Genomic DNA, 13715 nt, shown 5'->3' with positions numbered 1-13715 from the left:
GGCTGGCTTAGCGAAGCAGCAGAACCATGACTGTTGCCGTCACCGCCGAGACGATGGCCGTGACAACCGAGATCGTCCAAAGGGATATGGGAGCGGCTTCCGATCGCGGCGCGTGACCAGCCGAGCGAAGCGCGGCGCCGCGAGGCCGTGGCGCGTTGGCGTTGGCCGCGACCAGCGTCGCGGCAGAAGCAGCGGCCGGCGAAAAAGTGGACAGCGCCGGCGCAACCGCGGGCCTGGGCGTGTTGTCTGCAACCGCTGCCTGCGGTGAGGCGAAGCCGCGCGGCGCCTGGTCGGCATCCGCCGCCGCCCTTCCCGTCGAGGGTCTTGCCGGCGGACCGTCGGTGACGGCATCGGGCTCCATCACGGCCCGGTAAGCGTCCTCGACCTCGGAGGACGACAGGCGTTGCGGTGCCTGGGCGGCAGGCCGCGGTTGCGCGCTTTGCAGCGACTGGGCCGCGATCTGCGCAGCCTGCCCCGTCGAGGGCGCCGGCGGCTGGATCAGCGTCTTGATCAAAGCCGCCGCCGGATCGGCCTTGGGCAGCGGCACCGGCTGCGGGGTGAGCGCTTCACCGATCAGTGCGTTCAAGCGGGTCGAGGTGATGTCCATGCCTGCTTCCGGAAACCATTTCTCCACTTGAGTGATACCGCATGAGCATTGCGTCAAGCTTGACGTTGCCGGCAATTTGTGGCGATTGAAACCCGATGAACGCAAGCGTCCTTTCATGATGAACCGTTTCGAAGGCCCGGGCGGCAGGGAAGCCCGGATCCGCTATCTCGATGGCGACTTCCAGGTCACCAGCCCAGGCGCGTTCGTGCGCTGCGCGGTGACGGGCGAGAACATTCCGCTCGACGAGCTCAAATATTGGAGCGTCGCCCGGCAGGAACCCTATGTGAACGCCGCGGTCTCGCTTGCCCGCGAGATCGAGATGCATCCGGAACTGCGCAAGCGGGGATAGGCCAGGCTCTGCTTAGAATGCCTCACGATCCGGCGTCTTCCTCTTGTGGAAGCGAGCCCATGCAGGTTCGCAGCCAAATGTCGCCTGTGGCCGATCACAGCGGCAAAGCCCTTTTCCGATACGCGTGACAGGCTCGTGACTCTGCGGCTATAGACAATGCCGTGGGTATTGGGGATTTGCTGTGAAGGCTCTGGTGACCGGCGGCGCCGGCTTTATTGGTTCGCATCTGTGCGATCTTTTGCTGGCAAGAGGCCATGAAGTTATATGTCTCGACAATTTCTCGACTGGTTCGGATGAGAACATCCGGCACCTTCTCGGCAATGCACGGTTCAGCCTGCTGAGGCACGACGTCACCGTGCCGCTTCAGGCCGAGGCCGATGAGATCTTCAATCTCGCTTGCCCCGCCTCGCCTGTTCACTATCAGCGTATTCCGATCGAGACGACAAAAGCCTGCGTCTATGGCGCCATCAACATGCTCGATCTTGCATGTGCTTCGGGCGCGAGAATCCTTCAAGCGTCGACGTCCGAGGTATATGGCGATCCGCAAGTCCATCCTCAGACCGAGGCCTATTGGGGCCATGTCAACCCGATCGGCCCGCGCAGCTGCTACGATGAAGGCAAAAGATGCGCCGAAGCGCTGTTCTTCGACTATCGGCGCCGGTCGCAACTGCCGATCAAGGTGGTGCGCATCTTCAATACATATGGACCTCGCATGCATCCTTCGGATGGGCGCGTGGTCAGCAATTTCATCGTCCAGGCGTTGCGCAACGACCCCATAACCATCTATGGCGACGGAAGCCACACGCGCAGCTTCTGCTACGTCGACGACCTTGTAGAGGCGATGGCCGGGATGATGGCCACGCCCGACGATTTCGTCGGCCCCGTCAACATCGGAAACCCGATGGAAGTCACGATCCTCGAGCTGGCCGAACTGGTGTTGGGCATCGTCGGCGGCAGGTCCAAAATCGAGTTCAAGCCCCTCCCGGAAGACGATCCGCAACAGCGCCAACCCGATATAGGCCTGGCGCGTTCGGCGCTGGGCTGGTCACCTCGTGTTGCCCTCGAAGACGGGCTTGGCGAGACCGTCCGCTATTTCCGTGGGCTTATCAACTGACGGCAGGGCACCGGATCGACAAGGCGCACCGGAAACTCAGCCACGCATCTTGCGCTGACGCCAGGCGTCGAGCGTCTCGTCTATGATGCGTTCGGGCACGTGATCAAGCTCGAAGACGGCCTCGATATCGAGCACGTCCAGTTGATCGAGGAAACCGGCGGGCACCTCACTGTGGCGCAGCCGCGCCGCGTCCTTCGCCGTGGTGACGAGGCGCAGCCCCTCCTGCCGGGCAAGCGCCAGAAGGTCGGCAAGCTCATCCTGCGCGTAGAAATGATGGTCGGGAAAGGCGCGTGACTGGGCCACTTCGCCGCCCGCGCCGCGCACCGTGTCGAAGAATTTCTCCGGATGGCCGATGCCGGCGAAGGCAAGGAAGCGGCCGCCTGCGAAGCGCGACGGGTCCGCCGGCTCGACATGCGCCAGGAAGATCGGCCGGCCGGCGCGCGCCGCCTGGCGCACGACGCCGTCGGCGGCGGCTCCCTCGCCCATCTTCAGCAGGCCGCTGGTGAAGACCAGCTGGTCGACAATCTTGGCGCGGAGCGGTCCGCCCGGAATGACGCGGCCGTTGCCGACGCCGAAACGGGCATCGACCACGACCAGCGCATAGTCGATATGGATGCGCGCCGACTGGAAGCCGTCATCCATGATCAGGAAGTCGCAGCCATGTCCCTCGATGAGCAGCTTCGCGCCGGCGGCGCGGTTCGCCGTCACCGCCACCGGCGCATGTTCGGCCAGAAGCAGCGGCTCGTCGCCGACATGCTTGGCGGCGTCGTGATGCGCATCGACGACATGGGGCTTGGCGAACGAGCCGCCATGGCCACGCGACAGGAAGCCTGGCGTGAGCTGCATGCGCTCGGCTTGCTTGGCCAGGGCAATGGCGACCGGCGTCTTGCCGCTGCCGCCGACCGTCAGATTGCCGACGCACAGCACGGGCGCAGCGACCTTCTCGCGAGGAGCGTGGCGCATACGGCGACCGGCGACCAGCCCATAGACCGCGGAGGCCGGCGACAGCGCGAAGATGCGCCAGTCCGGCTTTTCCCACCAGAACGGCGGCGCTTCGCTGGTCATCGCGCGGCTTCCGCGCGTGGCGCCTTCGCGCATGACCCTATCCAAAAACCGGCTCCGATTTTTGGCGTCATACGTTCTACCCCTCGTTTCACGCAATTCCGAACGGAAAACCGTTACACACGTTTCCTGGAATTGCTTTAGCGCCCGTTAGCGCCTTTCAGGCGCGCCTTGACGACCAGCGGCTGGATATAGGGCTCCAGCGATCTCAGCGTGCGGGCAAGCGCGCCGCGCATCTCGTCGACGGTGGCGGCACCCGCCGCGATCATTTCGTGGCGCGCCACTTCGTTGGTCAGAAGGAAGTTGACGGCGCCGGTCAGCATGTCTCGGTCGCGCACCAGCTTGGCGCCGCCGCTGTCGAGCAGGCGCTGGTAGGCCTCGCGGAAATTCTGCACGTTGCGGCCGGCAAGCACCGCGGTTTCGAGCATTGCGGGTTCAAGCGGATTCTGGCCGCCTTCCGAGGTCAGCGAGCGGCCGACGAAAGCGATCTCGGTCAGCCTCAGATAAAGCCCCATCTCGCCGATCGTGTCGCCCAGAAGGATATCGGTGTCGGGCGAGATGCGGTCGCCCTTGCTGCGCCTTGCCACGGTCAGGCCCATGCCGGAAATCTGCGCGGCAAGCGCGTCGGCACGATCGGGATGACGCGGCACGATGATGGTCAGAAGCCCATGATGGCGCCTGTGCAGGCTGGCATGGACCTCGGCGGCCACGACCTCCTCGCCGTCATGGGTCGAGATCGCGGCCCAGGTCGGGCGGTTGCCGATCTGGCGCTGCAGGGTGGCCAGGGCCCGCTCGTCGACCGGCGGCGGATTGGTGTCGACCTTGAGGTTGCCGGAAACCGTGACCGGCCGGGCGCCGAGCGCGCGAAACCGTTCGCCGTCGACATCCGATTGGGCAATGACATGGGCGAGGTTCTCGAACAGCGCCTCGGCGACGCCGGCGCGCTTCTTCCACGAGGTGAAGGAGCGGTCCGACAGCCGGCCGTTGACCAGGACCTGCGGCACGTTGCGGGCGCCAAGTTCCAGGATGGTCATCGGCCAGATCTCCGATTCGGCGATGATCGCCAGTTCCGGCCGCCAGTGATCGAGGAAGCGACTGACGGCGGGCTTGAGGTCAAGCGGTACATATTGGTGGATGATGCGCTCGCCGAGGCGCTCGTCGGCGACCTTGGCCGAGGTCACGGTGCCGGTGGTCAGGACGACGTTGACACCGTAGTCAAGGATGCTCTCGACCAACGGCACCACCGCGATCGTCTCGCCGACGCTTGCCGCATGGATCCAGATCACCGGCCCTTCCGGCCGGGGCCGGCCGGCGACGCCATAGCGCTCGCGGCGCCGGGCGCGATCCTCCTTGCCGCGCGAGGCGCGCCAGGCGACATAAGGACCGATCAACGGATAGGCGGCCGCCCCGGCATAGCGGTAGGCGGTCAGGGCCGCACGCGCCCAGCGCTCGCTCATTTGCCGCCATCCACGAGGCGATAGGCCTCGGCCATTGCGGCGTTGAGGGAGGCGGTGACCTCCTGGCGCTTGCGCTCCATCTCGGCATCGTCGGCATCGGCCGGCACGAAGACCGGGGGTCCCACGATAACCGCGGAGCGCCCGAAAGGCAGGTTGATAGTGGTCTTGTCCCAGCTCTTCTCAAGCACCTTGCGGCGGCTGGTGGCGATGGCCGAGGGCAGGATCGGCCGGCCGGAAAGCCTTGCCAGAAGAACGATGCCAAGCCCGGCGTCGCGCGGCTTACCGTTCGGAATGTCGGCGATCATGGCGACATTCTTGCCGGCGATGAGCGACTTCCTGAGCGCGATCAAGGCCTTGGCGCCACCCTTGTCGAGATGTTTCGAACTGTTGCGGCCGCCGGAACCGCGCACCGCCTCGATGCCGAATTTCTCGATCATCAGCGCCTGGAGCTCAGCGTCGGCGCTGCGCGAAACCATGGCGACCAGCGGCCGGCCCTTGGGGTAATAGGCAGGCGTCAGAAGATGCTGGCCATGCCAGAGCGCGATGATGCCGGGCTCAAGATGCGCATAAGCGCCGCCGGCCACCTTCGTCGAGCCTTCGACGAGCGGGCTGGTGAGGCGAATCAGCCGCAGGAACCAGGCGAACAGGCTGGCGATGAAATTCTTGACGAAGCTCGACTGCGCCAACGGCTCGCGGATGCGCCGCCACAGCGTGCGCGTTCCGCCGCGTCTGGCGGCGCGCCGCCGCCTGGTCGCCCCTTTCACCGCTTCATGCTCCATCGACGTCAACCGCCGACCTTCGATTCTGGGTCGAGCAGACGGTGCAGATGAACAACGAAATAACGCATATGGGCATTGTCGACACTGGCCTGCGCCTTGGCCTTCCAGGCGCCAAGCGCGCTCTGATAGTCGGGATAGATGCCGACAATGTCGAGGGAGCCGAGATCACGGAACTCGGTTCCACCCAGCTTTTTCAGCTCGCCGCCGAACACCAGGTGCAAAAGCTGCTTCTTTCCGTCTTCCACGGCCATGCCGATCCTTCGCATGCTTATGAATTCGTGACAGGTTTTAGACCAAAGCCGCCGGTTTTGGAACCGCCGACCGCCTCACCCTTCGTCAAGTGCGGCAATGACGCCGGTGAGCACGCCGAGCAGGTCGCCGCTGCCGGCGGCGAGCGCACCGTGATTGATCACCTCGCCGGCATAGCGCGGCGGCTTGCCGTGGCGGTCGAGCAACGCGCCGCCGGCCTCGGTGAGGATGAGGTCGGCGGCGGCGATGTCCCAGTCATGCGCGCTCGGCTTGACGAAGGTCGCGTCGAGCTTGCCGGCGGCAATCATTGCCAGCCGGTAGGCGAGCGACGGAATGTAGGCCGTCCGCCGCAACCGGTCGTGCCAGACTTGCGGCATGCGATCGACCAGCGGCTTGGGTCCGCCGATATCGACGCTTTCACCCAGCGGACGCACATGGATGCGCTTGTCGTTGAGATAGGCGCCCTCGCCCGGCAGCGCCCAGTAGGTCTCATGCTTGGCCGGGCATTCGAGCACGCCGGCGAGCGAACGGCCGTCCTCGACCACGGCGACGCTGACGCACCAGGAATGCAGGCCGTCGAGAAAGCCGCGCGTGCCGTCGATCGGGTCGACGACGAAGGTGCGGCGGGCCGACAGCCTGGCGTGATCATCGGCGGTCTCTTCCGACAGCCAGCCATAATCCGGACGCGCCTTGAGCAAGGTCTCGCGAAGATAGGCGTCGGCCGCATGGTCTGCTTCGCTCACCGGCGAGGTGCCGCCCTTCATCCACACCTGGGGGTTGTTGCCGAAATAGCGCAACGCGATAAGACCGGCCTCGCGGGCCGCCTCGCGCAGCAGAGCAAGATCTTCTGCGGCCTCGCTCGATGTCAGCTCGTCAAGCACCGGCAAGGGTCATCCCTTCGATCAGGAGCGTCGGCGCAGCCGTGCCGAAATTGCGGTCGAGATCGCTCGCCGGCACCATGTTGAGGAACATGGTCTTCAGGTTGGAGGCAATCGTCACCTCGGCCACCGGATAGGCCAGCGCGCCGTTCTCGATCCAGTAGCCGGAGGCGCCGCGGCTGTATTCGCCGGTCACCATGTCGACGCCCTGGCCGAATACCTCGGTGACGTAGAAGCCGCGCTTCAGCGACGCGATCAAGTCTTCCGGCGAACGCTCGCCGGGCTCGATGGCAAGGTTGGTCGAGGACGGCGAGACCGAGGAACCGCTGCGCGAGCCGCGGCCGTTGGTGACGAGACCAAGCTCGCGCGCGGCCGAGGTCGACAGGAACCAGTGGTTGAGCACGCCCTTCTCGACCATCAGCAGCTTGTCGCCCTCGACGCCTTCGCCGTCGAAGGGGCGCGAGGCCTGGCCACGCCGGCGCAAGGGCTCGTCGGTGACGGTGATCGCGGCCGACGCAACTTGCTTGCCCATCATGTCGCGCAGGAAGCTGGTCTTGCGGGCGACCGCCGCGCCGTTGATGGCGCCGGCGAGATGGCCGGCAATGCCGCGCGCGACGCGCGGATCGAACACCACATCGACCGGGCCGGTCGCCGCCTTGCGGGCGCCGAGCCGACGCACCGCGCGTTCGCCGGCCTTGCGGCCGATGTCTTCCGGCGCGTCGAGATCGGCGAAATGCTGGCGCGATGAAAATTCATAGTCGCGCTCCATCGCCGTGCCCTCGCCGGCGATGACGCTGGTCGAGCGCGAGAAGCGCGAGGCGACATACTGGCCGACAAAGCCATGCGAGGTGGCGAGCACGAGCCCACCCAGTCCGGCGCCGGCGCTGCTGCCCGAGGAATTGGTGACGCCCTTGACGGCCAATGCGGCTGCTTCGGCGGCAAGGGCCGCCTCTTTCAACTGGTCGGCCGACACCTCGGTCGGGTCGAAGAGATCGAGATCGCGCAAATTGCGGGCAAGCAGCGCGGGATCGGCGAGACCCTGGAACGGATCCTCCGGCGAGACCTTGGCCATGGCCACCGCGCGCTCGGCAAGCGATTTCGGATCGGAAGCGGCGGTGGCCGAGACGCTCGCCACACGCTGGCCGACGAAGACGCGCAGCGACACATCCTCGCTCTCCGACGATTCGGTGCCCTCGACCTTGCCCAGCCGCACCGAGACGCCGGCAGAGCGGCCGCGAACCGCCACCGCATCGGCCGCGTCGGCGCCGGCACGCCTGGCGGCCTCGACGAGCGCCGTCACGCGATCGGTCAATTTCGCCGCGTCGAGCTGGTTGGTCATACAGTTATTCCTGTTTGTTCGAGCAGTCCGTTAAGGCGTCATTCCGTCGAAGGCCAGCAGGATCGTCCCTGCCGCACCATCGCGGGTGCAGTGCAACATCCATGGATGCCTTGCACCATCTATTGTTCCGCCGGCGCTTGCGCAATGGGCGACGGCCGATCCAGGCGCCGCGACCAAATCGCCCAAGGGTCGGCAGGACGTCCGCGGTCCATCCTCGTTCCGGAGTTTTCGCATAATGCCCCTTCAACTTCCCGGTCCGTGATCCTGACGAAATCCGCGCTTTCTATGACGAGCGCCCGGTTTAATTCGCGGCTCATCCGGCACCCGGGCCAGTTCGGCCTCCATTGTCAGCAGATTTCGGCTCGGTGCCGTCGATGGAGGGACTTCGGCGCGGCCCCACGCACAAGTCTGTCGTCGACGGGGCGGAGCGACCGATGGTACGCTGCAGGCTTGCCCGTGATTTTCGGGCAATGGGGTTGGAATTAAAGAGGTGCCGATCACCGGGGCAGGTGTTCGCGCGCCGGCAATTGGGACTGGTCACGTGCTCGCCTCAGGCACCGGACCTCATGGGGGAAGAATGGATTATTTCGCAGGTGGACGGTTTACCTATGACTGGACCTCCCATCACCTGAACCTTTGGGAGGAATTCCTCCGCGACAGGATCGACACTGCGACCGCAGTGCTGGAAATCGGCTCATTCGAGGGCCGCTCCGCGCTGTTTTTCCTGCAATTCCTGCCAAAATCCCGCATCACCTGCGTGGATAGCTTTCAGGGCAGCGAAGAGCATGTGGAGCGCGGCTCGGAATATGAATCCGACATGGCCGAGGTCGAAAGACGTTTCGACCAGAACCTCATGCCCTTCGCCGACCGGGTCGAGAAGCGCAAGGGCTGCTCGGTGGTGGTCCTGCCGGCACTCGCCGCCGAACAGCGACTGTACGACGTGATCTATGTCGATGGCGATCATTCCGCCGTATCCACCTACACCGATGCCAGACTGGGTTGGGACCTGCTCGACAAGGACGGCCTGATGATCCTGGACGACTATCGGTGGGGAAGAGACCGGCCGGCGGCAAAACGTCCCGCGGTGGGAATGGAAGCCTTCCTGCAGCAAATCGCCGGCGAATATGAGCTGCTGCACCAGGACCAGCAGATCGTCATACGCAAAATCAAGATCGGCGAGGCATCGATCGGCGCAACCAAGTCATTCACGATCGCTGGGCGCGATATCGGCGAGCTTGCGGGCGGCGCGTTGTCGCCGCCGCTCGTCAGCTTCGTTGTCATCAACTGGAACTACGGCCGCTATGTCGGCGCGACAATCGACTCCATACGCAGGCAGGACTATCCGCATTTCGAGTGCATCGTCATCAACAACGGGTCGACCGACGACAGCGCGGAGGTGATTGCCCGGCATATCGAAGGCGATCCGCGTTTCCGTGTGGAAACGCTGGCGCAAAACCATGGCCAGCTCGGCGCCGCCCTGTGGTCGCTGGACAAGGTGAATGGCGGATTCGTGACCTTCGTGGACGCGGATGACGTGCTGTTCGACAATTACGCCTCGATGCACATCCAGGTGCATATGGCGCTGCGGCGAAGCGTCGGCTTCACCTCGGCCAACGTCGCCGAGATGGATTCGACGGGCAAGACCCTTACCGCCTCGTATTTGCACCACCGGCTGGACAAGACGGACGCGCAGCGCGGCCTTCGCGGAGAGCAGACGGTCCTGCGGCTGCCTACGGTTTCTCCGTCGCAGTATCGGTTTCTCGACGCCAACACGGCGACTATACCGCGGTGGCACACAGGCTGGCTCTGGGCGCCCGGCAGCGCCAACATGTTCCGCACCTCGGTGCTGCGTCTGTTGCGGCTGGATGATGGCAGCAAGCCGCGGATGACAGCTGCGGACGGGTATTTCAACACAATATGCCATGCAGTTGCCGGCAGCGCGCTGATCGACATGCCGCTGTCGGGCTATCGCCTGCACTCGAGCAACTATTTTGCGGCCGGAGAAAGCATCGAGGGCATGCGCGGCGGAACGAGAAGCTACGCGGCCAAGTCGCAGCAATTCACATATGAGAGTGTGCGGTTCCTGGTAGAACAGAGCGATCGTTTCGACTGGCTGCTCGGACCGGAATTCTGGCCGACTGTCGACAGGGTCACGCGTGAGAGCGGGAGAGAGTTGCGCGACTATTTCAGGAATGAGCTCGCGGTTGAAATTTTCAGACAAAACGCACCGCAACTAAGGTCCGTTTTCGGCGACGAGAAATTCCGCAGGGAGATCACGAACCGCTTCCCCGGCGCACAGGCCAGGTCAATCCTGCGAGCCGGTTTCGGAGGCCGAATTCCGATAAGCCATCTGCACAAGTCGCTGTTCCGCGATTTCCGCGCATTCCTGGGGTGGACTCGGAAACGGTGATAACCCGGCCGGGATGCTCCAGCGTGGTTGACGGGATTCCATTGGATACATATGACCACGTGCAGTACCGGAGAAATCCCGGCGGGCTGAAGGGCTGACGCGGCCGGGGTCACGCCACCGGCGCCCAGATCACGTCCTCGATCCTCGTTGCCCCCGTCGCCAGCATCACCAACCGGTCGAAGCCCAGCGCCGAGCCGCTTGCCTGCGGCATGATGGCCAGGGCCGCCAGGAAATCCTCGTCCAGCGGATAGCGCTCGCCATAGACGCGCTCCTTCTCGTCCATCTCGGCGGTGAAGCGGCGGCGCTGCTCTGCCGGGTCGGTGAGCTCGCCAAAGGCGTTGGCGAGCTCGACGCCGCAGCAATAGAGCTCGAAGCGCTCGGCGACGCGCGGATCCCTGGCGCTCGGCCGGGCAAGTGCCGCCTCGGCAATCGGGTAACCATAGAGAATGGTCGCCCGCCCCTGCCCCAGCACGGGCTCGATCTTTTCCACCATCACACGGCTGAACAGGTCGGCCCAATTGTCGTCGGGCGCGGTGCGCAGGCCGACCTGGACCAGCGCCGCATGAAGCCCGTCGCGATCCGTGCTCCCATCGGCCGCGACAGTCGCCAGAAGATCGATGCCGGCATATCGAGCAAAGGCCTCCGCCACACTCAGCCGCTCCGGCTCGGCCAAGGGGTCGGCCTCGCGTCCGCGAAAACGGAAACTCCTGGCGCCGGCCTTCTCCGCCGCGAGCGCCAGGAATTCGGCGCAGTCGTCCATCAGGCGTTCATAGCTCTCCCCGACGCGGTACCATTCGAGCATGGTGAACTCGGGATGATGCAGTGGCCCGCGCTCGCGATTGCGCCAGACCGGGCCGAGGCTGAAGATGCGCTCCTCGCCGGCGGCGAGCAGCTTCTTGCAGGCGAATTCGGGCGAGGTGTGGAGATAGAGCGGGAGGCGCGACGCGTCCGGCCCGATCGCCTCGGTGGCGAAGGCGGAAAGATGCGCCTCGTTGCCCGGCGACACCTGCAGCGCCGATGTCGTCACCTCGACGAAATCGCGCTCCGCGAACCAGCCGCGAAGCGCGGCTGCGATGGCATTGCGCGCCATCAGCCGTGGCCGGCGATCGGCATGGATGTCGGGCGTCCACCAGGGGGAAGCGGCGGTCATAGGCAGGAAAATCGCGCGGAAGACTGGCGGTTCGGCGCAAGATGCGCTAGGGCGCACGCGATGGCCGCCGTCGCCGCTTCGCGGAAATCGACGCTTGCAGGCCGAAAAACTCGAACGGGATCGAATATCGTGGTCAAGGTCATCGCCAGCTCCTTACGCAAAGGCAACGTCGTCGATAAGGACGGCAAGCTCTATGTCATCCTCTTTGCCGAAAACATCCACCCTGGCAAGGGCACGCCCGTGACCCAGCTCGACATGCGCCGCATCGGCGACGGGGTGAAGGTGTCGGAACGCTACCGCACGACCGAGATGGTCGAGCGCGCCTATGTCGAGGAGCGCGAGCACACCTTCCTCTATTCCGACGGCGAAGGCTTTCATTTCATGAACCCGGAAAGCTATGACCAGGTCGTGGCCTCCGAAGCCGTGGTCGGCGACTTCGCGCCGTATCTTCAGGAAGGCATGGCCGTGCAGCTGGCGCAGTTCAACGGCGTGCCGATCTCGCTGGTGCTGCCTCAGCGCGCCACCTTCGAAGTGGTCGAGACCGAGCCGGTGACCAAGGGCCAGACCGCATCTTCCTCCTATAAGCCCGCCGTGCTCTCCAACGGCGTGCGCACCGCCGTGCCGCCGCACATCTCCGCCGGCACGCGCATCGTGGTGATGACCGCCGACGGTTCTTACGTCGAGCGCGCCAAAGACTGATATCTTACGGCGGGCACGAGTAGCACAGCTCGCCCGCAAGGGCGGGCTACGTCGCGAGCGCGCCCGCCGACTTCCGCAACTGTGTCCCTGTGGGCCTTCTCCGCTGGAAGTGGGGCTGAATTACTCTCCCGAAGGCGACGATATCAGCACATACCCGCGAGTTTTGTTCTCATTGTCGCTGTCGACCGTGTTCATGGCTCCAAACAAGTCGGTCGTTTTCACCCATACCGGCGGGTATTTGTAGCGGGCGACATCGAGGATCAGGAACCTGTCCGCTTTCTCGTCGTAAGCGGCCAGCGGCGATATATGCCCGCCCCTCTCCTGGCCCATCGCCTTGCGCAGATAGTTGACGATGACGAAGTGTCCGGGTTTGGCAAGAAACGAACTGGCCTGGGTGCGGAACTGCTCAACGCTGGCATCCGAGGCGTGGCGGACCTCGGCCTTGATCGGCTGGGTGGATAGAATGGCCCCGATCTGGTCGAGCGTCATTCCCTGCTTGTCCAGGACCTGGCGAGGAAGAATGGTCTCGGTGCGCTCATTCAGGACATTATCCTGCGTGAACGTTTTATAGGGTTCGTATTCGGGCACAGCCGGCGCCGGAACGTTGAGTGCGTTCAGCACCATGACGATGCTGGCCACGCCGCAATAGGACTGAGTCTTTTGCGTGAGAAAATTGCTCGCGAGAGGGAAATAGGCTTCTTTCGCCATGCTCTCGGCAAGAAAGCTCTCGCCGGCAGGGGAACTGAACCCCGTCAGATTGTCCGGAAGCTTCAGGGTCTCAGAGAAGGCGCTGGGTGCAATCAGGAGAAACGCAAGCAGCAGCGAATACAAGCGAGCAGACATGGTGATCCTCAGCCCGATTAAGAAGGTATCGAGGAATGTATCAGCTTGTCGATGCCGTGGCACGTTCCTGTTCGATTCCGGCCGGCACGAGGCTCCCAAGCATCGCAACCCAATCCCGATGCCTGAACCGCTGCAGATTATCGACGGGGCCTTCTCAGGGCTTCACCCGTGCCCCCGCGGGAGGGCCAATGTCGTGAAGTTCAAGTCCGAAAGAGACTACATAGGCCAAGCCACAGCCGAGGGCGATCGGCCGGCGGGTCGGCGCCCGTATCGCTGCATGCTGGCTCGCTGAGCGGCAGCAGATAGAGCCAGGCCAGCATCTCATTGGCCTCGCCGCAGCATGGCCCTGCGATGCCGGCCGAAAGGATGCTCAGCGCTTCCCCCCGCGAAAATGTCGTGGGTGCAATCGGCGTGTCAGCCCTCTCATGCATGATTGCCCTCCATTGTTGGCGGTGGCAGCGACGCGCAGGTTTTCGAGCGACGTGAGATGGGTGGCGAACCTCATCTCATCGACATCAGGTCCGTCATGAGCCCCACCCTGACGGCGAACTTCGGCGCAGAGAGTTCCAGACAGCCGATATCCCTCAATTCATGGGGCGTCAGATCCGCTAACGCCCTGCGTCCTGCAATGGCGCGCCGCCATGCCACGAAGGCAGCGACCGCCGCTGCCACGCTTCTCGACACTGCCCCAAGCGGCCAAGGGTTCGATGCGTGGGTCTTCGCATGGGTTTCCGTGTTAGCCATTTCGCTCTCCCGTTCCAGGTGACGGCAGGAGCTTG

At 64.4% G+C, this 13715-nt stretch carries 14 protein-coding genes; 4 read left to right on the top strand and 10 right to left on the bottom strand.

Annotation, left to right across the window (positions count from 1 at the left end; all coding sequences use genetic code 11):
* Positions 1 to 7 precede the first annotated feature (7 nt).
* On the bottom strand, positions 8 to 607 hold the full coding sequence (locus EN862_RS20275) for a hypothetical protein (RefSeq protein WP_127867685.1): 600 nt from the start codon (positions 605 to 607) through the stop codon (positions 8 to 10).
* A gap of 115 nt (positions 608 to 722) precedes the next feature.
* On the opposite strand from EN862_RS20275, the gene EN862_RS20270 reads away from it, so the two are divergent.
* Positions 723 to 956: a DUF2093 domain-containing protein gene (locus EN862_RS20270; RefSeq protein ID WP_095818449.1), complete on the top strand. Its 234-nt coding sequence runs from the start codon at positions 723 to 725 to the stop codon at positions 954 to 956.
* Between the two features lie 181 nt (positions 957 to 1137).
* Positions 1138 to 2070, top strand: a complete 933-nt coding sequence (locus EN862_RS20265; RefSeq protein WP_127867684.1) for a UDP-glucuronic acid decarboxylase family protein — start codon at positions 1138 to 1140, stop codon at positions 2068 to 2070.
* 36 nt (positions 2071 to 2106) lie between these two features.
* Here EN862_RS20265 and lpxK read toward each other — a convergent pair whose 3' ends face one another.
* The 6 genes from lpxK to EN862_RS20235 all read right to left on the bottom strand — a co-directional run bounded on the left by lpxK (position 2107) and on the right by EN862_RS20235 (position 7834).
* A complete protein-coding gene (gene lpxK, locus EN862_RS20260) occupies positions 2107 to 3135 on the bottom strand; it encodes a tetraacyldisaccharide 4'-kinase (RefSeq protein WP_127867945.1) in 1029 nt (342 codons plus the stop codon).
* 137 nt (positions 3136 to 3272) lie between these two features.
* Positions 3273 to 4589 carry a lipid IV(A) 3-deoxy-D-manno-octulosonic acid transferase gene (gene waaA, locus EN862_RS20255; protein ID WP_127867683.1) on the bottom strand — a complete coding sequence of 439 codons (1317 nt, stop codon included), beginning with the start codon at positions 4587 to 4589 and terminating at the stop codon, positions 3273 to 3275.
* A complete protein-coding gene (locus EN862_RS20250) occupies positions 4586 to 5368 on the bottom strand; it encodes a lysophospholipid acyltransferase family protein (RefSeq protein WP_127867682.1) in 783 nt (260 codons plus the stop codon). The genes waaA and EN862_RS20250 overlap by 4 nt, the downstream gene beginning before the upstream one ends.
* Positions 5369 to 5373: 5 nt before the next feature.
* Positions 5374 to 5619 carry a DUF4170 domain-containing protein gene (locus tag EN862_RS20245; protein ID WP_127867681.1) on the bottom strand — a complete coding sequence of 82 codons (246 nt, stop codon included), beginning with the start codon at positions 5617 to 5619 and terminating at the stop codon, positions 5374 to 5376.
* Positions 5620 to 5694: 75 nt separating this feature from the next.
* A complete protein-coding gene (locus EN862_RS20240) occupies positions 5695 to 6504 on the bottom strand; it encodes a 3'(2'),5'-bisphosphate nucleotidase CysQ (protein WP_127867680.1) in 810 nt (269 codons plus the stop codon).
* Positions 6491 to 7834, bottom strand: coding sequence for a TldD/PmbA family protein (locus tag EN862_RS20235; RefSeq protein WP_127867679.1), 1344 nt, complete (start codon positions 7832 to 7834; stop codon positions 6491 to 6493). Before EN862_RS20235 ends, EN862_RS20240 begins: the two co-directional genes overlap by 14 nt.
* Positions 7835 to 8411: 577 nt before the next feature.
* Here EN862_RS20235 and EN862_RS20230 point away from each other — a divergent pair.
* Positions 8412 to 10244, top strand: a complete 1833-nt coding sequence (locus tag EN862_RS20230) for a glycosyltransferase (RefSeq protein ID WP_127867678.1) — start codon at positions 8412 to 8414, stop codon at positions 10242 to 10244.
* A gap of 109 nt (positions 10245 to 10353) precedes the next feature.
* On the opposite strand, the gene epmA is transcribed toward EN862_RS20230, so the two are convergent.
* On the bottom strand, positions 10354 to 11394 hold the full coding sequence (gene epmA / locus EN862_RS20225) for an EF-P lysine aminoacylase EpmA (protein WP_127867677.1): 1041 nt from the start codon (positions 11392 to 11394) through the stop codon (positions 10354 to 10356).
* 129 nt (positions 11395 to 11523) lie between these two features.
* On the opposite strand from epmA, the gene efp reads away from it, so the two are divergent.
* Positions 11524 to 12093: an elongation factor P gene (gene efp / locus EN862_RS20220; protein ID WP_073986329.1), complete on the top strand. Its 570-nt coding sequence runs from the start codon at positions 11524 to 11526 to the stop codon at positions 12091 to 12093.
* A gap of 120 nt (positions 12094 to 12213) precedes the next feature.
* Here the strand turns inward: efp and EN862_RS20215 are convergent, their stop codons facing one another.
* On the bottom strand, positions 12214 to 12936 hold the full coding sequence (locus EN862_RS20215) for a phytochelatin synthase family protein (protein ID WP_127867676.1): 723 nt from the start codon (positions 12934 to 12936) through the stop codon (positions 12214 to 12216).
* A gap of 501 nt (positions 12937 to 13437) precedes the next feature.
* Complete coding sequence (locus EN862_RS20210) at positions 13438 to 13680, bottom strand: DUF1127 domain-containing protein (protein ID WP_127867675.1); 243 nt, start codon at positions 13678 to 13680, stop codon at positions 13438 to 13440.
* Between the last annotated feature and the right edge of the window lie 35 nt (positions 13681 to 13715).

The organism is Mesorhizobium sp. M2E.F.Ca.ET.219.01.1.1, from assembly GCF_004016445.2.
Taxonomy (GTDB): Bacteria; Pseudomonadota; Alphaproteobacteria; order Rhizobiales; family Rhizobiaceae; genus Mesorhizobium.
Note: the sequence above shows the minus strand (reverse complement) of the source record. Positions and strands in the feature narration are given on the sequence as shown.